This is a genomic window from Paenibacillus sp. FSL R7-277 (assembly GCF_000517965.1).
Classification (GTDB): Bacteria; Bacillota; Bacilli; order Paenibacillales; family Paenibacillaceae; genus Paenibacillus_AQ; species Paenibacillus_AQ silagei.
Window position 1 is genome coordinate 1 of the sequence record NZ_ASPX01000042.1, and the last position, 21,008, is coordinate 21,008.

Genomic DNA, 21,008 nt, shown 5'->3' on the forward strand with positions numbered 1-21,008 from the left:
ACGGTACCGTCCCTTTAAAGGACGGCAAAGCCGTTTCCAGTTGTGCGTATTCCTAGTCTTCCGCCAGCTCGTCCTCGGGATCAGCCGGAGGGCGGTAGCTGCCGCGAATGACAGTGAGCCACATCATTCCGAAGCCGATCGCCCCGAACAGGGCAAGAAGCGCACCGGATTGATACATCGTCTGCGCGCCGAGGGTCTGATACATCCAGCCGCCGAGGACGCCGCCAAGAATGCCGGAGATTCCGCTCCAGGTGAGCGTGTAGAGAGCCTGTCCCGAGGAACGGTAGGGCTTTGGCACCAGCAGCATAGTCAGCTGGGTTCCGACATAGAAGAAGCCGCCGAAGGTAATGGAGTGCAGCACCTGAATAAGTGCGACCTGCAGCGGAGTCGTTGCATCGGCCATCAGCCACCACCGCAGGAAGAACAGCGCGCTGACCAGCGTAAGTGAGGCGAGCAGGACAGAGATTTTACGCCGGAGAACGTAATTGCACAGGAGCAGCACTCCCATCTCCAGGATGGAGGACAGGAACACAGCGAGACCGATCATGGTCTTGCTTCCCCCCAGCTCCGTGATGTACAGTGACACAAAGGTGTTATTCATCGTATTCGGAATCGAGACCAGGATGCCGAAGAGGATGAAGCACAGGAAGAACGGGTTATGGAAGATCTGGCTCATGCCTTTGAAGGGCAAGGGGGCAATTCCGATCGAATGGTCCAGCTTCGGCAGCGTGATTAGTGCAATCATCGCCGCACAGAGCAGTGATGCAAACAGATAGGACAGCACAGAGATGCCGGCCCATTCAATTACGGGACCAGCAAGGATGGCGGTGAAAGCCCAGCCTAGTGATCCCCATAGCCGGAAAGAGCCAAAGCTGCGGCTGGTTCCGTCAATATAGCTGAGAATCATTGTGTTGCTCTGGGCGAACAGGGGCCCCTGGAAGAAATAGAAGAACAGAATGGATATGTAGATCATTTCATATGTATTCGCCTGAAAGACAAGTTGGGTCAAGACCAGCGTTCCCGTCAGCATGACGAGGACAATCCGCCGGATATTCTGATACCGGTCACTCCAGATGCCCCAGAAGGGGTTGGCAATAATGGAGACCAGTGCGCCTACAGACATCAGGCTCCCGATCTCCAGCTTATTCATCCCTACATCCTGCAGATATAAGGGAAAGAAGCTGGTGAAGAGGACAACCGTTCCATATACGAAGAAGTTGAACCATTTCAGAGAGGTGAAAGACAGCTGCTTATCGGATTGATCCCGCAAACGTTGCACTCCTTTCCCGCTAGGATGCCTTGCATTCTTGCTGTGGCCGTCTTATGATGCCGCTGATATCACTGTAACATTTGTTGAAAAGGGATACAAACCAACTTTTATGGGGAACTACAAATCAATGGCAAAATATCTGTTTAACTTCAGTTTACATAGGTCAGTTATTCTGGGTTCTAAGGCGGAAGCGGGGCGCCACTGCTCCATACATCTATCTGCCGGAAAAGGGGATTCCTTATGACAAACAAGCAGGCACCGCAGAAGCAGGGCGCGGCCATGAGGCCGTTCCTGAAGCTGCTGCACGAAACCAAACCATCTTATCTGCTGCTGGCGCTGGCCCTTGGCCTCAGCATCATTTCGACACTGGTCGGTCTGGTCATTCCCATGTTCACGAAGAATCTGGTGGACGGCTTCTCGCTGGCTTCTGTCAGCAAGCTGCAGATTGCCGGCATCGCCGGAGCGTTCATTGCGCAGACCGTGGCCGGCGGAGTCTCGATCTATCTTTTGAATGCCATCGGGCAAAAAGTTGTGGCCGGGCTTCGTGACAGGCTGTGGCGCAAATTCCTGGTGCTGCCCGTCTCCTACTACAATGAGAACCGGACAGGCGAGAGCGTCAGCCGGATGACTAATGATACAGGAATTCTCAAGACACTGATCTCGGAGCATCTGGCCAGTCTGTTCACCGGCCTCATCTCCATTGTCGGCTCTGTCCTGGTGCTGTTCTATCTGAACTGGAAAATGACGCTGGTGCTGTTCACGGTGCTCCCGCTGTCGGCGCTCATTCTGGTGCCGCTGGGACGGCAGATGTATAAGATCTCCAAAGGCACGCAGGACGAGACGGCCTCCTTCACCGCTGTGCTCAGCGGTGTGTTGTCCGAGATCCGGCTGGTGAAATCCTCGGGAGCGGAGCAGAAGGAATATGAGGCCGGACGGCAAGGGATCATGAACCTGCTGGGCTTCGGGATTCGTGAAGGCAAGATCAGCGCCCTGATCAGCCCGCTGATCTCCTTCGTTTTCATGATGCTGCTGGTGGTCATTATCGGCTATGGCGGGATGCTGGTATCCTCAGGGGCGCTCACCGCCGGCGAACTGGTCGCCTTTATTCTGTATCTGATCCAGATTATTATGCCGCTGACACAGCTGACGCAATTCTTTACCCAGCTCCAGAAGGCCAAGGGTGCCTCCGAGCGGATCATTGAGACCCTTGCTGCAGAGGAAGAGGTGTATGAAGGTGTGGAAGAGGCTGAGGGCACAGAGGGTCCGATTGCAGTGGAAGATCTCAGCTTCGGATACAAGACGGGCGAGAAGGTTCTCAGCAAGGTAAGCTTCACTATGCTGCCGGGTCAGGTGACTGCCATTGTCGGCCCGAGCGGCGGCGGTAAAACAACCCTGTTCTCGCTGCTGGAACGGTTCTATGAGCCGCAGGGCGGAGTCATCCGGCTGGACGGCAAACCGGCTTCGCTGTTCTCTCTGAAATCCTGGCGGAAGAGAATCGGTTATGTCTCACAGGAAAGTCCGCTGCTGGCCGGTACCATTGCCGAGAATCTCGGATACGGGCTGGACCGCGAGATCAGCAAGGAGGAGCTGAAGCGGGCTGCGGCCATGGCTTACGCTGACGGCTTCATTGAAGAACTCCCGGACGGGTACAACACGGATGTCGGTGAACGCGGCGTCAAGCTGTCCGGCGGACAGCGGCAGCGGATTGCCATCGCCAGAGCATTGCTGCGCGATCCGAAGATTCTCATGCTCGATGAGGCTACCTCAAGCCTCGACAGCCAGTCGGAGGCCGTAGTGCAGAAGGCGCTGGGCAATCTGATGCAGGGCCGGACTACGATTGTGATTGCTCACAGATTAGCTACGGTGGTGAATGCGGACCAGATTATTTTTATGGAGAAGGGCCGGATCACCGGCAAAGGCACGCATGAGGAGCTGCTGAGGGACCATGAGCTGTACCGTGAATTCGCCGAGCAGCAGCTGCAGCTGAATACACCTGAGCTTCTGAGCCAAGGAATAGAGGAGGGTTCTACAGACTATGGTCAAAATACTGGTAGTGGACGACGATCCGCACATCCGCGAATTGGTGGGAGTGTTCCTGAGAGCTGAAGGGATAGCCGAGGTGCTGAGTGCTTCTGACGGACTGGAGGCGCTGCGGCTGCTCGAAGAGACTGCGGCGGATATGGCGATCATTGATATTATGATGCCGAATATGGACGGCTGGGAGCTGTGCCGGGAGCTGCGGGGGCGGTATGATTTCCCTATTCTGATGCTGACGGCCAAAGGGGAGACCTCGCAGATTGTCAAAGGCTTCGAGCTGGGCACAGACGACTATCTGGTCAAGCCGTTTGAGCCGCCTGTGCTGATCGCCAGGGTCAAAGCACTGCTGAAGCGTTACCAGATTTCGGCCGCCCAGAGTGTTACCGTTGGCAGTCTGCGGATGAACCGCGCCACCTATGAGGTGCTGTCCGAGCATGGCGAGTTCACGCTGCCGCTGAAGGAATTCGAGCTGCTCTTCAAGCTGGCCAGTTACCGGGGGCAGACGCTGACCCGTGACCGGCTGATTGAAGAGATCTGGGGCTACGATTACGAAGGCAATGAGCGGACGCTGGATGTTCATGTAGGCCGTCTGCGCGAGCGGTTTCCGCAGGAGCGATTCGGATTCTCCATTCGCACGATCCGGGGGCTTGGCTACCGGCTGGAGGGATAGGCATGAAGCACAGAGCCAAGAAGATATGGGAGAAAGTCAAAATAGTTGGACCTATAGCCGGACTATTGAGCATGTTCTTTATCACCTGGAACGGGAGCTATTTCGGCTCAAGGCTGCTGGTCCATTATTTTCACTGGTCCTTCTCCGAATATGGGTATCACCTGTTTGTGATGGCGATGCAGATTATTATCTTTTTCGTCTGCGGGGCGATGATTGCCTTCGCTACACGCGGTAAGGATCAGAACTTCTATAGGCCGATCCTTACAGCCATGCGGCAGATCTCTCAAGGCAACTTCAAGATTGAACTGGAGAACAGCGGCCAGTACCGGCAGTTCGGAGGGATTGTGGAAGGGATTAACGAAATGGCGAGTGAGCTGAGCCGGATGGAGCTGATGCGGCAGGACTTCATCGCCAGCGTATCCCATGAGATTCAGTCGCCGCTGACCTCGATCCGCGGGTTCGCTGCCGCGCTGCAAGAGGAGAACCTTAGTCCGGAGATCCGCAAGCATTACCTGGATATTATTGAAGCGGAGAGCCGCCGTCTGTCCGGCCTGAGCGACAATCTGCTGAAGCTGTCCGTGCTGGAAGCAGAGAGCTTCCCGTTCGAGCGGAAGCCTTATAGGCTGGATAAGCAAGTGCAGGGGATGATCCTGGCCGCAGAGCCGCAGTGGCTGGGCAAGGAGATTGAGGTGGAGGCCGAGCTTCAGGAGACCACCGTGACTGCGGTGCAGGATCTGCTGAGCCAGGTATGGACCAACCTGCTGCATAACAGCATCAAATTCACCCCCCAGGGCGGACGGATCACCGTCATTGTACGCAGCATGGGGGAATGGGCCGAGGTGGAGGTCAGGGACAGCGGGATAGGCATGAGCGAAGAAGAGCTGGCGCGGATCTTCGAACGGTTCTATAAGGCAGACAAGTCCAGAAGCGTCAGCAGCGGGAGCGGAAGCGGGCTGGGCCTCCCGCTCGTGAAGAAGATCGTGGAGCTCCATGAAGGCAGCGTAGACGTAACGAGCCGTCCCGGAGAGGGGACGGCGTTCATCGTGCGGCTGCCGCAGCAGAGCGGATGAGCCATGAACCCGCCGTTCAGGCGAATAATCAGCGCCGGTACTTCAGCCGGATATTCACTGGCCAGGAGGCCGGTTAAATTAGTACAGTGTCAGGTTTAAAATAGTGGAGTAGAAGCAACTCCCCTTCAAATTACATCTTTTCTAAGCGGGGGTGTTCTTCAGGGGCGTTGGCTTAGCGTAACGGACTGAGGTGCTCTTATTTGGGAAGAAAGTCGCCAACTGGGCGAGTAACGGACTCCACAGGCCTTATCCTTTAGACTTCCGCTCCGAAACGTCTCAGATTGAAACAATAAGGCCACCTGAGTCCGTTACACTGCAAAAAGTGGCATTTTCGTGGGGATAAAGTCTCTCCGGTTCGTTAGACCTTGGGGTGGATAGGGTTTCCCATCCGAACAGCATAGCCCCGTACCCAGGACAGACAGATCATACTGTCATGGGTGCGGGGCTATTTACGCAGCCGTACTCGGTTGAATCCGTCTGTGCTGTCTCAATCACAGTCCCCGCCGGATCAGCTCTGCCAGCAGGGGGATGCTGCGCTCCAGTTCAGCCGCAGAGGCATAAGCGTAGGACAGCCTGAGATGCCTGCCGTCGCTGCGGTCGTACAGATCGCCCGTATTCAGCAGCAGTCCGGCGCGCAGCGCAGCGCTGAACAGCTTGCGCGGAGGGACAGCCTCGTGGAGAGACAGCCAGATATAGAAGCCTCCTGCCGGCACGTTCCAGCTTGCCAGTCCGGTGCAATGGAGCTGCAGCAGCTCAAGCATGTGGTCGCGGCGCGCGCGTAGTCTGCCGCGCAGCACATGCAGGTGCTCTTCATGATAGCCGCCCGTAAGCCAGCTGGCGGCCGCCAGCTGAGACAGGGAGCTTGCACCATAATCACTCTGCATCTTGATGTCGGCCAGCCGCCGGACTACCGGCTCGGGTCCGGCAATCCAGCCGATGCGCAGACCGGGGCTGGCGGCCTTGGACAGAGTGCCCAGATGCAGGACCCGTCCCTCCTGGTCCAGCGCCTTCAGCGGCGGCGGAGGCGGAGCGTCCAGCCATAATTCCTGGTAGGCCCCATCTTCCAGAATGGGCAGCCCAAGTCTGCCTGTGACCTCCATCAGCTCCTGGCGGCGCCCCTTATCCATGAGGATTCCGGTCGGATTGTGAAAGGAAGGGATGCTGTAGAGCATCGCCGCCTTAGTGCGGATCGCCTCAGCCGTGAGGTATTCCGGGATCAGACCACGCCCGTCCATAGGCAGGCCGCTGAATTTCACCCCCGCAGACTGAAAGGCATGAATCGAATACAGATAAGACGGCTTCTCCAGCAGGATAGAAGAGCCGCGCGGCAGCAGCCCGAGGGCAATGAGCTGAAGCCCCTGAAGGGCACCGGAGGTAATCAGAATGGAGTCCGGGCCAGCGGTAATGCCGCTCCGGGCTAGTAACCGGCTAACCGCCGCCCGCAGCGCCGGACTACCGAGCGGCTCCTCATAGGAGAGTGGAGGAAGAACGCGCTGCGCGAGTCCGGCCAGCACCTGGTTCATTGCTGCCCCGGGCAGCAGCTCGGGCGCAGGCTCGCCGGTCCCTAGTCGAATCAGACCCGGCTCATATTCGAGCCGGTTAATGTCCTGGATGGTGGGCAGGTTGGGATAGTGAATCCCCTCCTCCACATAGTCATTCCAGTTGCCTGAGTGTTCCGGCTCAGGGGGCACCTCTTCCCCGTCTTCTCCGCATTCTCCGGCGGAACCAAGGGAAGCCGGGAGCACAGAACGTATGCCTGTAACTATTGTTCCGCCCCCGCGTCTGCCTTCAATCAGGCCGAGGGCGGTCAGCTGCCCCAGCGCTGTAACCACCGTACTGCGGTTCACTCCAAGCTGGCGGGACAGCTCCCGCTGCGGAGCCAGACGCATACCGGCAGGCCAGGCCCCGGTGCTGATCTTGGCCAGGAAGTAGGCGTAGATCTGACCATGCAGCGGCAGCGGAGAAGCCGGGTCCGGCTTCCAGGTGTCCGGCAGACCGGAGCCAGCGCCCGCTTGCTGCACTTCAGGAGTTGCGGGCCGGGAAGCCTCCGAATGTACGGATTGGCCGGGCGTGCTTAAGTCTGTATGGTTGGAGCGTTGTGAATGTGTCAAGGGCAGGCTCCTTCCGGACGAATGATTGTAGACAATTAGCAGTTATCATGCCAAGGGCGAAAAACCGAATACATTGTGCCACTGCCAAGGCAACCGGCTCCATTGTATGCGAAAAACTGAACACATCGGCCATGCGCCTGCGTGCCACCACAATGTATGTTGTTTTTAACATACATTGTGTCACTACTAAGGTAACCGGCCGATTGTATGCGAAAAACCGAACACATTGCTCACTGCGCAGGCTACCGAGCGATTGTCCCCCTCACAGCCGCTGTTGACTAACATAATCCCTCATTGCTTTCCTTCTCTCTCTCTCTTTCGTTCTTTCTCCCAGTCTACCATGATTCCTCCCCTTTCATTCATCTTGGTTGGTATGTGTCCAAAAACTTGGATGGTTACGGCGGCCGCTATGGCAGGGTACGATCAGTAGGCTATAACCGGAGGAAGCCTGAGAGGTTTGTTTATCGGGAAGCACCACTAGGAAGATATAAGGGGGAAAAGAAATGGTGCAGGCCATTCTACATGGAATTATCCTGGCCTTCGGGCTGATTCTGCCGCTGGGCGTGCAGAATATATTCGTTTTTAATCAAGGGGCACAGCATACCAGATTCCGTAGTGTACTGCCTGTCGTACTGACGGCAGCGATATGCGATACGCTGCTTATCGCTGCGGCAATCGGCGGAGTCTCCTTGGTCATTTTATCGCTGCGCTGGGTCACGCCTGTTATATATGGGGCAGGCATTCTGTTTCTCACCTTTATGGGTTGGAGAATCTGGCGCTCTGCTCCGGCGAAGGATGAATCGGGCCGACTCTCAGCGAAGGGACAGATCCTTTATGCGCTGTCTGTGTCCCTCCTGAACCCGCACGCCCTGCTGGATACGGTGGGCGTGATCGGGACCAGCTCGCTGCAATACGACGGTGCGGTGCGCTGGACCTTCGCGGCTGCGACAGTGGCCGTCTCCTGGCTCTGGTTCCTGGGTCTTGCTGCAGCGGGCCGCCAGCTCGGCAGATTGGATGCTTCCGGCAAGGTCATGAAGGGGCTGAATACCGTTTCCGCACTGCTGATCTGGGGGATCGCCGTCTACATGGGGGTTCAGCTGTGGGGGCTGTTGTATGGCTAAGTGATTCCCCTTAATTAGTCTTTGCTCAATAGATCTGTTAATTCTTTAGAGCTGCGATCTTTTAATTTCAACATTTTTTCGCTATTACTATCTTTAATCAAAAATCCACTTTTGGTTTTAAAATCTAAATAAAGGCTGAATCTCACAACTTCGGTATCCGCGTAAGTAACATTCATTCGATACGTTGGTGGACCCACATCAACAGCCCCGCGTACTTTTTTCACAGTTCTTATAGCATCGTTGAATGCCCGGATGCTATCGTTATCAGTGTAAGTAGTTTCAGCTGTTTCAGAAATAAGAGTGACGCTAACAATCTCAGGATTTGGTCTGACTAAAACATATATTAAAACAAGTAATAGTATTAATGAAATTGAAATGATGCCGATTTTTCTCATAAACGCTCCCCCTTGTAGCAATCTTGTAGATACTTGGACACCTTCCTATGTATGCTCTGGACCTGTTTGGAACAATAGTACCGTTTAACATTGATTCAGCCCTTATCCGTAAGATTCGGCAAGCCGCTTGCCAAACTGTTTCGAATTCTTCACACTTTCGAGCTATAGTTGTTTTATTTGACTTTATTCTATTGACGGTTGAAATCCCATCATCTACCATACAGATATAAACATAATGTTCTAAATTATGGAATGTGGGAGGTGGTGTTGCTTTGAAGCCTGCAGTCATGATTCGAGACCAGCTTGCAGATTATTTAACCCAGCATGGGCTGTCCATTAATCAGTTCGCCATAAGATCCGGCATTAATTCCGGGACACTCAGCCGGATTATTAATGGCCATCAGCCCATTGCCATGAGCCATCTGGAGTTAATCACTGCAGGAATGGGGCTTGGCGAGGATTTTTTTTACAGCTTATATGTGGAAGAATGCTTCTATTATTCGGCACCGACCTGGCGGCGGCTTCGCCCGTTCATTGTGAAATGTGCGGAACTGGGGCGTACGGATTGTATTGAGCTGCTGGTGCAGAACTTGCTGGATAATCTGACGTATGTCCCCATGCTGTACGAGGTTGCGGAAGGCTTGTTCCAGCAGGGCCACTGGCCGGCAGCTGCACTGCTCTATGAGAATGTTAGCGCCAGCGAGAAATACCAGTATTCTGAACGCTTGGCCACCTGCCAATACCGTCTGTTCCAGATTGCTCTGGGTGATGACCAGAGCACGAACCTGCGCGCGGCAACTCTGTTCGAGAGCTACATTCCGCGCCTGAATGAGGCGGACCAGCTGGATGGGCTGAAGAATTTGATGGATGTCTACTACTCATTGCAGTTATGGAGTAAAGTAAATGAGCTTGCTCTTGAACTGTTTCGGCTTGCGACAATCCGTTATGATCTGTATTGTAACCCGAAATATAAAGAGGCAGTGAAGAGCGGAGAAAGACCTCTTTGCTTTTATATATTGTATGCCCATTTAATGCGTGCAAATGCATACGAAGAATGCGGAGAATATAAAAAGGCTCTTGAACTTGTACCTTTATATTTGGACGTAGATTGGATACATGAAGAAAGTGAGGAAGCCAAGAGGACTGTAGCGCAATTTCAGGAATGGGGTAAGGCTAATACTTATTTGTATCGCTTACTGGATGGACAGTTAGAGGTATTAGATGATTACGTTAATTATATTTCCACGCAACAAGGAGAGATTTTCATAGCTTTATTTTATATTGTGAAATCTGCAAACCTGTATAACTGGAATGTAGATTCTATTCTGGAACGCTTCGCGGGTTACATGCCTTACAGGATACATCTCACTGAGTTTGGAGTGTACAATCAGCAGATTAAAGCGGACCAACATGCCAGATTTCTTGTTGAATTGGGAGTCTATTATTTGCGGAATAAGCGAAGTGAAGGTATTGGATATATCCTACAAAGTTTGGAATCATCATCTAAACTTAATAATGAGAGTATCATCTTCAAGTGTGTTGATTTATTCGAGCAGAACAGGCATATTGCCGGGGAAAACGAGCAACTGCAATACAAAATATTAATAAGAGAGGTGCGGGATGCAAATGAAAAGAAAACTCCTATTAATGCTAGCCTCGTTTAGTATTGTTGTACTGATTACTATACCTGTAGCAGACTTAGTGGGCAAACCTATACAACAACAAACGATTCAAACCATGGGTCATGGGGCGGGCGGCTGAATAAGCGCAAGCAGTAATAACAGTATCACCTCTGGCGTCTTCTGCTAATGCAGAGGCGTCTTTTTTATGGACAACTCTTATCGCATCAGAGCTTTGTCAATATATTCACTTTAACAGATAATGCAATCAGTCCATTATTTTGTAGTTTTACATAAAAATCTATAATGTTGCATAAGGAGGCGGGATTCCCATGCATAGTCCAGCAATCGTTAGAATTCGCATAGAGCAAGCCAGAAGTAAGCTTCATACATTACATATTCAATATGGCGGTTTCAATCATCCTGAGGTCTTGCGGCAATCCGTGGTGCTGGATGAGCTGCTCAATGCGTACGATAATGCCTACCGGATGAATAAAAGGCCGCCTGCTTAAACAGTGCTTCAACAAACAATCGGAGAGTCAGAGATAAGTTCCATTGGACACGTGTATAAAAAAGGTGGTAACTGCTGTGGAGCATACAGTCAAAATTCGAGACGAGATAGCGGCGTATCTCACAAAACATAAACTGTCTATTAATCAGTTTGCGATTGCCAGCGGAATTCATTCCGGCACACTCAGCCGGGTAATGAAAGGCCAGCAGGCCTTGGCGATGAACCATCTGACCCGCGTGACAAGTGGGATGGGACTGCCGGAGGATTACTTTTACAGTCAGTATGTTGATGAATGTTTATACGATTCGACACCGACTTGGCGGCGTTTACGGCCATTCCTGCTGCAATGCGCGGCGCTATCGCGTCTGGATTGCATTGAGCGGGTGGCACAGAATTTACTGGATAATCTGCTGTATGCACCGCTGCTGTTCGAGGTTGCGGAGGAGTTATTTGAGCAGAAAAACTGGCAAGCCGCAGCACTAATCTACGAAAATGTGGGAGCCAGCGAGAAATACCAGCATTCCGAACGGCTGGCGCTCTGCCAGTATCGGCTCTTCCTCATTAATCTGGGCGATGATCCCCAGAAAAATCTAATCGCTGCTACTATATTAGAGAATTATGTCGATAAGCTGGACGAAGTCAATCAGTTGGATGCGCTGAAAGAGTTGGCTAATTTATACAGTGGGCTTCAGGCGTGGGACAAAGTATCTCAGTCTGTAGAAGAACTGCTAAGAGTCGCCACTGTTCAATATGAACTCCACGGACAAGTGCATCGTAAGCATAGTAGCAATCAATTTTATAAAAAGCCGCTGTATACATATATTTTATATGCTCAGCTTATGAGATCCTGTGTTTATGAAGAGCTGGGCGACTATAAAACCGCACTGGATATGGTACCTCAGTACTTGGATCATAGCTGGATACGGGAAGATGACGAAGAAGCAAGACGTATTAAGGCTCAATATATAGAATGGGGAACGGCTAATACGTACCTTTACCGCTTAATGGATGGGCAGATTGAGGTGCTGGAAGAATATATAGAGTATATCTCCACCTGTGAGAACGAGATTTTTATGGCGCTGTTCAAGATCGTTCAATTGGCTAATCAGTATAAGTGGGACGTGGATCATGTGATACAGAGATTTGCGGACTACATTCCTTACCGGAAGGTATACAGTATCTTTGGTGAACACAACAAATTCATTCATGAAAAAAACTACACCCAATTCTGCAGCGAGCTGGCGACCTACTATCTATCCCGCAAGCGGTACAAAGGCGACGATGTGATCATGCAAAGCGTTGACTTATCCGCCAAATTAGACAGCGAGCAGCAAGTGATCCGGGGGACCATATCCGTGGATTTCGAGATTGCGATTTCGGATATTCCGAAGTCGGGTTGAAGTACACAAGCTTTGATACTACTATGAATGTGTTCTACTCCTAAATGCATGTTTAAGATTATAAAAAGTTAAAATAGGCCCATGAACAAGTTCATGGGCCTATTACATTTGTCGCCGTGCCCTACCCGCCAATCTGCGACATGCGGCGGGCGGTGGGGGTGTGGCTCTGGGCTTTGTGCTCCAGGGCCAGCGCCATCTCATGATTATGCGGCTTGTTGCCGAGCGCCTCGCGGAACAGGGCCTGCACCGCCGCAGGGGAGCTGATCAGCGGGCGCACATTATATTCGTCCTGCCAGTACAGGCAGGCTTTGATGTTGCCGTCGGCGGTTAGGCGCAGGCGGTTACAATTGTCGCAAAAATGCTCGCTGACCGGATGGATCAGCCCGAAGGTTCCCTTCGCGCCGGTGACACGCCGGTTCTGGGAAGGGCCATTCCCGGAGGGCATGTCGGCCTCCTCGGTGGCCCAGCCCGCTTCCTTGCAGGCCTCTACTACAGTCTCCAGCGGCAGATAGGTCTGCCGCCAGGCATCGCTGGCGCTGCCAATCGGCATGTATTCAATGAACCGCACATTCAGCGGGCTGTTCAGGGTCAGGGCGATGAAGTCCTTGATCTCGTCATCGTTAATGCCTTTCATCAGCACGACATTCAGCTTGATCGGGGACAGGCCGGCGGCTTCTGCGGCTTCAATCCCCTTCAGCACCTTGGCAACATCGCCGCCGCGGGTAATCATCGAGAAGCGGTCCGCTCGCAGCGAATCCAGGCTGATGTTCACCCTGGAAAGCCCGGCCTGCTTCAGGATAGCCGCTTTGGCTGGCAGCATCAGCCCGTTGGTCGTCAATGATATGTCATCTATGCCGGGTATGACGGCGATCATAGAGACCAGCTTCTCCAGATCCTTGCGGACCAGCGGTTCGCCCCCCGTCAGCCGGACCTTCCGCAGGCCCAGGGGCGCAAGCGCCTCCACCACAGCGGCAATCTCCTCGTAGCTCATAATCTCGTCCTGCGGCTGGAATTGCATTCCTTCGGCGGGCATACAATAGATACAGCGCAGGTTGCAGCGGTCTGTAACCGAGATGCGGAGGTAATCATGTATGCGTCCAAAAGGGTCAGTCAGCGGCTCCATAGCGTTGCTCCTTCACCTGTTGATTTTAGTTTAAATTTTAAAGAAACCATTCCGCCGCGTCAATGCACAGCGGACAATCTAAAGCATAGGGGGACAGAAGGCCAAAGCAGCAGCCTAATTATGACAAAAGTGCGACAATTCCAGGGAATGGTCATAGAATGCTCACCGAAAGCGCTTATCATATTCGATATAATTTAGGTGCGGAAGATTCAAACTTTAGATACTTTTACTTTTGCGAAGCACAGCTATGATACCGGAAGGCTCAGGCGGCGATCCCTAAGGATACCCCGGGTATCCGGCAAACTATGTAGGGAGGATTTGCAAAATGACCATACCAACTGTTCCATCGCTTGTCGTGCCGGAGGCTTGCAGCCGCTGGCTGGAGAGTCGGGGATTAATATATCAGCTGCTGGTGGACTTCTATGGAAGAAAACCATCTCTCTCACTGGTCGCCCAGTGGAGCCGTAACCGTGAGATGAGTGTCGCTGCGGAGATGACCGAAGGCGGCCGTGAGTTGAAGCGTTACCTGTGCAGCCAGGAGCCATCCATGCTCCCGGCCATCTGCGAAAAAGAAAAGCTCGAATACAAACGTCTGATGAACGAACGCGCCGTAAGCTCCTTCGTAGCCCGTGAAGCGGCTCAGCTGGGCCGTGAGGAAGAATTCTGCAACGTGCTCTCGGATGTGTACGCTTCGGCGGGGATTGTCTTCAAGAAGTGCAGCGGCGAAGCCGACGACCATATTGCCATTGAACTGGAATTCATGGCCGTGCTGCATGAACGGATGCTGTACAACAGCTTCTCGATCCGCAGTGCGATGGAGCTTCTGGAGATCCAGGAGAGATTCCTTGAGGAGCATCTGCTGAAGTGGACTCCACAATTCTGTGCGAGAATGAACGCTGCCACCGACAGCCCGCTGTATCTGGGACTCAGCCATATGCTGGAGGAATTCCTGCCGCAGGATCTGCACATGCTGCGTGCCTGGAAGGCTTCTCTGGAGAGCAGCGCGGCGGCCATGGCTTAATAAGTAACCATATTCAATCAAAAAGGCGCCCTTCCATCCATCGGAAGGGCGCCTTTTTCTGCTCGGAGGGGTCGTCGGGCCTTAAGTGTAGTCTGTGCAACTAAAGTGATGGGTGATCGCTAGTAAATGGTTATAAATGTAGTTTATACAACTAAATATCCCGATTTTTCCTAAAACAACCGATCCCGTTGTTTTTAATTGTACGAAATGCAGTTATCTCAACTATTCAGGCTTTTAGTCATCATTTAGGTGTACAAAATACAATTAGCGGCTAAATGATCCTTCCGCACAGCCCGCTGTATCTGGGACTCAGCCATATGCTGGAGGAATTCCTGCCGCAGATCTGCACATGCTGCGTGCCTGGAAGGCTTCGCTGGAGAGCAGCGCGGCGGCCATGGCTTAATAAGTAACCATATTCAATCAAAAAGGCGCCCTTCCATCCATCGGAAGGGCGCCTTATTTCTGCTCCTAGGGTCTTGAACTTAAGCTTTCACTTTATTAGGTTGTGATCTGGAGAAAATACAAAAAGCGTGTTGGATCGGAGGGGGATTTTGGAACTGTAGGAGCGGTAGCGTCCGCCTTTGTCTCCAGATTTCTACCGCAAAAAGCGGTATAATCAGGAAATCTGGAGACAACAGCGGCCGGAAGTCCAAATATCCACCGTAGTGACGTCTGAGCTTTACGCTATGTTCTTACGATCACCCCATATAACTGAAACTGAAGTTCATCCCCTATTTATTCGTAAGTCTTCTTACTCCGAAACTTCATCAGGAACTCATACACCACCGGTACCACGACCAGGGTCAGCAGCGTGGAGCTGACGAGACCGCCGATGACGGTTACGCCAAGCCCCTTGGAGATGATTCCGGCGCTGTTCTCAAGGCCTGTAACCAATGGCAGCAGGGCGCCTATAGTAGCGAGCGCAGTCATGAGAATCGGGCGAAGGCGGGTAGCCCCGGCCTCAAGCAGCGCCTTGCGTGTAGACATTCCCTCTTGTTCCTTATGGATTACGCGGTCAATCAAAACAATTGCATTGGTGACCACGATACCGATTAGCATCAGTGCGCCCATCAGTGCCGAGACGTTCAAGGTCTCGCCGGCCAGGAGCAGGGCAACAAGAGCGCCGATGACTGTGAACGGCAGCGAGAACAGGATGGCGAACGGCGCCAGACCGCCGCCGAAGGTGACTACGAGCACGAAGTATACAATGGCTATAGCCGCCAGCATGGCGATGCCAAGCTGCCCGAAGGTCTCATTAATCTGCTCGGTGACTCCGCCGAAGGTGATGGTCACGCCGTCCGGGAGATCAAGAGCCTCTATTTTGTCCTGCACAGCCTTGGAGGCACTATTGATGTCACTGGAGATAATATCGGCGGTTACCTCGACTTTCATTTTGCCGTCTTCACGGGTAATGGAATCCGGGGACTGGCCCTGTTCAATGCTTGCTACCTCACCAATCGGTACAGTAATGCCCAGTGGAGAAGTGAGCGTGGCGGCCTTCATTTCTTCAATGCTGCTGTATGAATCCTTGTCCGTCTCAATGTAGACCTTGTAATTCTTGCCGTCCAGCTCTACCTCAGTCAGTACAGGCCGGGTTCCGGCAGGGCTCAGCTTCATCGCAAGCTGTCCGGCCGTTAGGCCCAGTGAGCTAAGCTTGGCCTGGTCAGCGACGATGGTGTATTGATCATAGGCTTCAGAGAGGCTGGTCTTCCCGTCTTTGAAGTTCTTGGTGTCTGCCTGAACGATCCCGGCAATGTCATCGGCTACCGGTTTGAGCTGCTCCAGCGTATCGCCGAAGATGTTAACAGTAAGGGTACTGCCGCCCAGTCCGCCTCCGGCCATGCCGGACAAATCGCCCCACACGCCATCCGGCACCTCTTGGCTCAAGCCTTCAATTAACTTCTCCTTCACGGTATCGAAATCAGGCGTGTTGCTGTCATACGTGACATAGAACAAGCCTGAATTGCCTGAGCCCATTCCGAACGGGCTGCTGCCGCCGATGGAATACTGCATTTTGTCCAGATGCTTCTGGGCCAGAATGAACTTCTCAGCCTTCATGCCCAGCGCCTTCACATCCTCCAGCGTCTGACCGGCCTTCGGGGAGAAGGTAAGCGTAACATTCTTCTCTTCCTGGGAAGGCAGGAAGCTGACGCCGATCGGCTTGATCAGGAACAGACTGCCTGCCAGCAGCAGGACAGCAACACCCAAGGTGATCAGCTTATGCGAGAGACACCAGTCCAGGATTCGGACATACCCGCCCGCCAATGCGCCGGGCTTGTCTTCGTGACCCTTTTTTCCCTTCTTGAGTCCATTACGGAACAGGGTATGGGCCAGTGCAGGCACCAGGGTAATGGCAACCACCAGTGAAGCCAGCAGCGCGAATACCATAGTGAGGGCAAACGGCAGGAACAGCTCACCGACCATCCCGCTGACAAAAGCAAGCGGCAGGAAGACGGCAATCGTCACAATGGTTGAGGACATAATCGGCACAAACATCTCACGGGTAGCCGCGCTGATCAGCTCTCTGCCGCGAAGCTTCTCGCCGGACAGCGTAAGCCGCCGGAAGATGTTCTCAATGACCACGATGGAGTCATCCACTACCCGCCCGATGGCTACGGTCATGGCGCCGAGCGTCATCATATTCAGCGTAATATCCATTTGCCGCAGGCATAATACTGCAATCAGCAGGGATAATGGAATCGAGATAATAGAAATAATGGTAGAACGGATATTGCGCAGGAACAGCAGGATGATAAGCACGGCGAACAGGGCGCCGAAGGCAGCCTTGGACAGCATCGTGTTCACGGAATCCTCAATCGGCTTGCCTTGATCCAGCAGCACGGTGAGGTCCATCGACTTGTATTGTTTCTTCAGTTCTTCTGTCTTGTCCTTGACCCCGTTCACGACATCGACGGTGTTGGCATCATTGGCCTTCACAATCTGAATCCCGATGGATTCCTTGCCGTTGGTGCGGGAGATGGATTCCGATTTGCCGACTACCTCGATAGTGGCAAGCTCGCTCAGCTTCACCGTCGGCAGCCCGGTCATGGCGCCAGCACCAGCCCCGGTACTGCCAGCAGCAGCATTGGTGTCGCCAGCAGCACTAGCACCGCCTGAAGCTGCACCGCCTGCTTCCCCGGCTCCTGTGCCAGGCATGCCAGTTGCACCGGCTCCGGCAGCACCCGCCGCAGGACCAGCAGGAACCAGCGGAATGCTGACATTCTGCAAGTCCTCCACTGTAGTGATGTTGCCGTCAACGACAACAGCCTTCTGTGACTTGTCCATCTCGAACAACCCGAGCGGCACCCGCAGGGAGGAGGCTTGGATGATGCCTTTGATCGTATCCTCGGTCAGTCCGTACTGCTTCAGCTTCTCCTGATTGAACTTCAGGGAGACCTCTTTGACATATTGTCCGGCAATCTGCACAGAGGCGACGCCTTCGATATCCTCCAGTGCCGGGCGGATATCATTCTCGGCAACCCGGGTCAGCTCCTCCAGATCGCCGGAGCTCTCGTCAGAGATACTGAGGGAGATGACCGGCAGCGAGCTGAGGCTGAAGCGCGAGATTTGCGGCTTTTGCACCTCATCCGGCAGCTTCACCTCGTTCAAGGCTTCCCGCACTGCTGCTGTAGCATTGTCCAGGTTCGTGCCGTAGTCGAACTCAATGGTGACGCTGGAGGCGTTCTCCAGAGAGGTGGAGGTCAGCATCTTCACGCCGTCTACGTTGCGGAGATTCTGCTCCAGCGGCTTGCTGACGTCATTCACGACCCCTTCGGGTGCGGCTCCTGGATAAATAGTAGTAATGCTGAGATAAGGGATACTAATGTTAGGCAGGGTCTCCTGCTTCATGGTCAATCCGCTGTACAGACCGGCGAAGACAATAATGATCGTCAGCAGCCAGACGGCGAATTTGTTGCGGAGCGAGAAATTAATTAGGCTTTTCATCAGTAAAAGGAACCTCCAGTACAATTATTCTTGATCTTACAGGCGTGCCGCCTCTGTCCTTAATGAAGTCCGCAGGAAGTGTGCATATAGGGGGTGAATATTTTCTTCAATTGACTTAGCTCGCCGGATAGTCCGGGGTACCCCTCAAGATTGGCAATCATCCCTTGAATGATCGCTTTCCGGGGCTGGGTGGTGAGGATTTCGCTCTCCAGAATGCCCAGGGACTCCATACCGTCTTCGGCATGCTCCTGGCTGATTACGTCCGCTTCGCTGAGCAGGAGCTTCATCGCCTTGATCAGCTGAAGCGGGCTCTGGCGCGGTCCTTCTCCTTGACCCTCGGCCCATCCGGCGAGGACTGCGGAAGAGATCAGAGGGGCGGGCTTCCCTGCAAGCAGGCCGGAGACCATAATGTCCAGCCAGTCCACCAGCCGGTCAGCCAGTTCAGGGATGGAGACAACAGTCTCCTGGCCGAACAGCAGCTTGATGCTGGAACTGATCATGCCGTGGCTGAGCACGCACAGCTCGCCTGCATAGGGCAGAATCTCTGGCCCGTACATGAGCTCCAGCTTCTGCTGGAACCAGCGCAGCAGGGCGGTGTTGTTCTGCTTCACCCAATCGGGAATCTCGGCCACACCCCGGCCGGCCACCTCCTGGAATTGGCGCTGCAGGAATTCGCGCAGCTCGTATACATGACTAAGCAGAATTTCGAGCTGGTTACGCAGCTTCTCCCGGGGCTCTCTGCCGGCAGCCTGCTCCTCCTGCTGCAGCGGATCATGAATCATCCGGAAGCAGTAGATGTATATACTGCGTTCCAGATCTTCTTTGGATTTGAAGATCAGATACAGACTTCCTTTGGAGATCCCGCATAATTCGGCAATCTCCTGCATGGAGGTGGAGGAGGAGCCTTTTACAGCGAACAGCTGCATGGCGGTCTTGATGATTTGTTCTTTTTTGGTCATGCTTTTAGCGGTCAAGGCGATATAAGCCCCCGTTCTGACTAGACAGTTCTATATTTGACTGATTGGTCAGTGAGATTATATTATATATCCTGCAGCAACACAAATTTGCAGGTTTCAGTAGGAAGAAACGGATTCTTCATGTAAGATATAAATGTGTCATTTTGGTGAGAATCGGCGGAATGAGAAGGTAGGGTACATATGAGAAGAGGACTGCAGGCAATAGTCATTATAGCGGCTTTGCTGGCTTTTTATTATTTTGGATTTGGCGTGTTCGGCAGTACAGCCGGGACGATTATCAGTATATTTTCCACATTGACGGTCATCTCTGTCGCGCTGGGGATCTTCATGGAGAACCGCAATCCTTCCACCACAGTGTCCTGGATTCTGCTGCTCGCGCTGATCCCGGTGCTGGGGCTGGTGTTCTATTTCCTGTTCGGGCAGAATGTATTCAAGCGGCGCAAATATGACAAGAAGGCCCAGCGCGACCTCATGGCCTATGAACGGATTGAGAACGATGCGTTGCGGATGCACCAGGACTGGTCGGTGTTCAGCCCCGCGCAGCAGAAGCTGCTCGGCCTGTCCCAACGGCTCGGGCGCACGCCGATCTCCTTCAATTCAGAGTCGCGCATCCTGACCAACGGTGAGGAGACCTTCGGGACACTGCTGCTGGAGCTGCGGCAGGCGCAGCATCATATCCATATGGAGTATTATATTTTCCGGGCAGATCATATCGGCACGCGCATTCAGCAGATTCTGATTGAGAAAGCCCGCGCAGGCGTGGCGGTCCGGTTCATGTATGATGCGGTCGGGAGCATTCAGCTCTCCAGAGCCTTCCTTAAGGAGCTCAGTGATGCGGGGGTGCAGGTGGCTGCTTACGGCAACTCCACCTCCTTTTTCTCCAGCAGGGTGAATTACCGCAATCACCGCAAAATCGTGGTCATCGACGGCGATGTCGGCTTCATGGGCGGGCTGAATGTCGGGGACGAGTACTTGAGCCGCAGCAAGACCTACGGGTTCTGGCGGGATACACATATGCTGCTGAGGGGCGAAGCGGTGCGGACGATGCAGATTATCTTCCTGCAGGACTGGATGCACACGACCGGCGAGAAAATCCTGGAGCAGGACTACCTCTCCCCTCAGCTTCGCTTCACTACCGGAGACGGGGCGGTGCAGATTATTGCCAGCGGCCCGGATAATGAGCGGCGTGCGCTCAAGAATATTTTCTTCTCCATGATTACTACTGCGGAAAAATCCGTCTGGATCGCCAGTCCCTACTTCATCCCCGATGAGGATATACTGACTGCGCTGCGTGTGGCGGCGATGTCGGGGCTGGATGTCCGCCTGCTGTTCCCGGCCAAGCCGGATAAATGGATTCCGTTCCTGGCCTCCCATTCCTACTTCCCGGCGCTGCTGGAGTCCGGCGTGAAGATCTATGAATATGAGAAGGGCTTCATCCACTCCAAGCTGCTGATTGCAGACGGGGAGATTGCTACGATTGGAACAGCGAACATGGATATGCGCAGCTTCCATCTTAATTTTGAGGTGAACGCGCTGCTGCTGCAGACCGAGAGTGTCTCGCGCATTGTTGCAGACTTCGAGCGTGACCTGCAGTCCACGCGGCAGATTGTCCATGAGACCTTCATGGAGAAAAGACTGCTGGAGCGGCTGCTGGAATCCGCAGCCCGGCTGATGTCTCCGCTGCTGTAAGCGGACAAGCGGACTGAAACAAAAAAACGGTACCGTGCCCCAAAAGGAC

At 53.4% G+C, this 21,008-nt stretch carries 15 protein-coding genes; 9 read left to right on the forward strand and 6 right to left on the reverse strand.

The window, feature by feature from the left end:
* Positions 1-52: 52 nt before the first annotated feature.
* Positions 53-1,270 (reverse strand): MFS transporter, encoded by a 1,218-nt coding sequence (locus C173_RS15230; protein WP_036726163.1) that lies wholly within the window; start codon positions 1,268-1,270, stop codon positions 53-55.
* A gap of 240 nt (positions 1,271-1,510) precedes the next feature.
* Between C173_RS15230 and C173_RS15235 the strand changes: the two genes are divergently transcribed.
* Genes C173_RS15235 through C173_RS15245 form a run of 3 tightly spaced genes read left to right on the forward strand, consistent with a single transcriptional unit; the run spans position 1,511 to position 5,047 of the window.
* Complete coding sequence (locus C173_RS15235) at positions 1,511-3,376, forward strand: ABC transporter ATP-binding protein (RefSeq protein ID WP_036726164.1); 1,866 nt, start codon at positions 1,511-1,513, stop codon at positions 3,374-3,376.
* Entirely contained in the window at positions 3,306-3,977 is a 672-nt protein-coding gene (locus C173_RS15240) for a response regulator transcription factor (protein WP_036726165.1), read from the forward strand. The genes C173_RS15235 and C173_RS15240 overlap by 71 nt, the downstream gene beginning before the upstream one ends.
* Positions 3,978-3,979: 2 nt before the next feature.
* A complete protein-coding gene (locus C173_RS15245; RefSeq protein ID WP_036726166.1) occupies positions 3,980-5,047 on the forward strand; it encodes a sensor histidine kinase in 1,068 nt (355 codons plus the stop codon).
* Positions 5,048-5,538: 491 nt separating this feature from the next.
* Here the strand turns inward: C173_RS15245 and C173_RS15250 are convergent, their stop codons facing one another.
* Complete coding sequence (locus C173_RS15250) at positions 5,539-7,158, reverse strand: aminotransferase-like domain-containing protein (RefSeq protein WP_327196456.1); 1,620 nt, start codon at positions 7,156-7,158, stop codon at positions 5,539-5,541.
* A 503-nt stretch (positions 7,159-7,661) separates the two neighbouring features.
* Here C173_RS15250 and C173_RS15255 point away from each other — a divergent pair.
* A complete protein-coding gene (locus C173_RS15255) occupies positions 7,662-8,279 on the forward strand; it encodes a LysE/ArgO family amino acid transporter (RefSeq protein WP_036726167.1) in 618 nt (205 codons plus the stop codon).
* A gap of 14 nt (positions 8,280-8,293) precedes the next feature.
* On the opposite strand, the gene C173_RS15260 is transcribed toward C173_RS15255, so the two are convergent.
* Positions 8,294-8,674, reverse strand: a complete 381-nt coding sequence (locus tag C173_RS15260) for a hypothetical protein (RefSeq protein WP_036726168.1) — start codon at positions 8,672-8,674, stop codon at positions 8,294-8,296.
* 272 nt (positions 8,675-8,946) lie between these two features.
* Between C173_RS15260 and C173_RS15265 the strand changes: the two genes are divergently transcribed.
* The 3 genes from C173_RS15265 to C173_RS15275 all read left to right on the forward strand — a co-directional run bounded on the left by C173_RS15265 (position 8,947) and on the right by C173_RS15275 (position 12,204).
* Positions 8,947-10,338, forward strand: coding sequence for a helix-turn-helix domain-containing protein (locus C173_RS15265; protein WP_327196457.1), 1,392 nt, complete (start codon positions 8,947-8,949; stop codon positions 10,336-10,338).
* A 287-nt stretch (positions 10,339-10,625) separates the two neighbouring features.
* Positions 10,626-10,805 carry an aspartyl-phosphate phosphatase Spo0E family protein gene (locus C173_RS15270; RefSeq protein WP_036726170.1) on the forward strand — a complete coding sequence of 60 codons (180 nt, stop codon included), beginning with the start codon at positions 10,626-10,628 and terminating at the stop codon, positions 10,803-10,805.
* Between the two features lie 76 nt (positions 10,806-10,881).
* On the forward strand, positions 10,882-12,204 hold the full coding sequence (locus C173_RS15275) for a helix-turn-helix domain-containing protein (RefSeq protein ID WP_051478073.1): 1,323 nt from the start codon (positions 10,882-10,884) through the stop codon (positions 12,202-12,204).
* A 121-nt stretch (positions 12,205-12,325) separates the two neighbouring features.
* Here C173_RS15275 and moaA read toward each other — a convergent pair whose 3' ends face one another.
* On the reverse strand, positions 12,326-13,327 hold the full coding sequence (gene moaA, locus C173_RS15280; RefSeq protein ID WP_036726171.1) for a GTP 3',8-cyclase MoaA: 1,002 nt from the start codon (positions 13,325-13,327) through the stop codon (positions 12,326-12,328).
* A 325-nt stretch (positions 13,328-13,652) separates the two neighbouring features.
* Here moaA and C173_RS15285 point away from each other — a divergent pair, with 325 nt between their 5' ends.
* Positions 13,653-14,348 (forward strand): TorD/DmsD family molecular chaperone, encoded by a 696-nt coding sequence (locus C173_RS15285; RefSeq protein ID WP_036726172.1) that lies wholly within the window; start codon positions 13,653-13,655, stop codon positions 14,346-14,348.
* A 735-nt stretch (positions 14,349-15,083) separates the two neighbouring features.
* Here the strand turns inward: C173_RS15285 and C173_RS15290 are convergent.
* Entirely contained in the window at positions 15,084-18,293 is a 3,210-nt protein-coding gene (locus C173_RS15290; protein WP_036726173.1) for an efflux RND transporter permease subunit, read from the reverse strand.
* Between the two features lie 59 nt (positions 18,294-18,352).
* Positions 18,353-19,252 carry a TetR/AcrR family transcriptional regulator gene (locus C173_RS15295; RefSeq protein WP_235191903.1) on the reverse strand — a complete coding sequence of 300 codons (900 nt, stop codon included), beginning with the start codon at positions 19,250-19,252 and terminating at the stop codon, positions 18,353-18,355.
* 198 nt (positions 19,253-19,450) lie between these two features.
* Between C173_RS15295 and cls the strand changes: the two genes are divergently transcribed.
* Positions 19,451-20,959, forward strand: coding sequence for a cardiolipin synthase (gene cls, locus C173_RS15300; protein ID WP_036726174.1), 1,509 nt, complete (start codon positions 19,451-19,453; stop codon positions 20,957-20,959).
* The last annotated feature ends 49 nt before the right edge of the window (positions 20,960-21,008 follow it).

Coding starts and splice junctions, on each gene's coding strand:
- C173_RS15240 (WP_036726165.1), top strand. CDS start 3,306: ATGGTCAAAATACTGGTAGTGGACGACGATCCGCACATCCGCGAATTG.
- C173_RS15285 (WP_036726172.1), top strand. CDS start 13,653: ATGACCATACCAACTGTTCCATCGCTTGTCGTGCCGGAGGCTTGCAGC.
- C173_RS15295 (WP_235191903.1), bottom strand. CDS start 19,252: ATGACCAAAAAAGAACAAATCATCAAGACCGCCATGCAGCTGTTCGCT.
- moaA (WP_036726171.1), bottom strand. CDS start 13,327: ATGGAGCCGCTGACTGACCCTTTTGGACGCATACATGATTACCTCCGC.
- cls (WP_036726174.1), top strand. CDS start 19,451: ATGAGAAGAGGACTGCAGGCAATAGTCATTATAGCGGCTTTGCTGGCT.
- C173_RS15290 (WP_036726173.1), bottom strand. CDS start 18,293: ATGAAAAGCCTAATTAATTTCTCGCTCCGCAACAAATTCGCCGTCTGG.
- C173_RS15260 (WP_036726168.1), bottom strand. CDS start 8,674: ATGAGAAAAATCGGCATCATTTCAATTTCATTAATACTATTACTTGTT.
- C173_RS15270 (WP_036726170.1), top strand. CDS start 10,626: ATGCATAGTCCAGCAATCGTTAGAATTCGCATAGAGCAAGCCAGAAGT.
- C173_RS15255 (WP_036726167.1), top strand. CDS start 7,662: ATGGTGCAGGCCATTCTACATGGAATTATCCTGGCCTTCGGGCTGATT.
- C173_RS15235 (WP_036726164.1), top strand. CDS start 1,511: ATGACAAACAAGCAGGCACCGCAGAAGCAGGGCGCGGCCATGAGGCCG.
- C173_RS15245 (WP_036726166.1), top strand. CDS start 3,980: ATGAAGCACAGAGCCAAGAAGATATGGGAGAAAGTCAAAATAGTTGGA.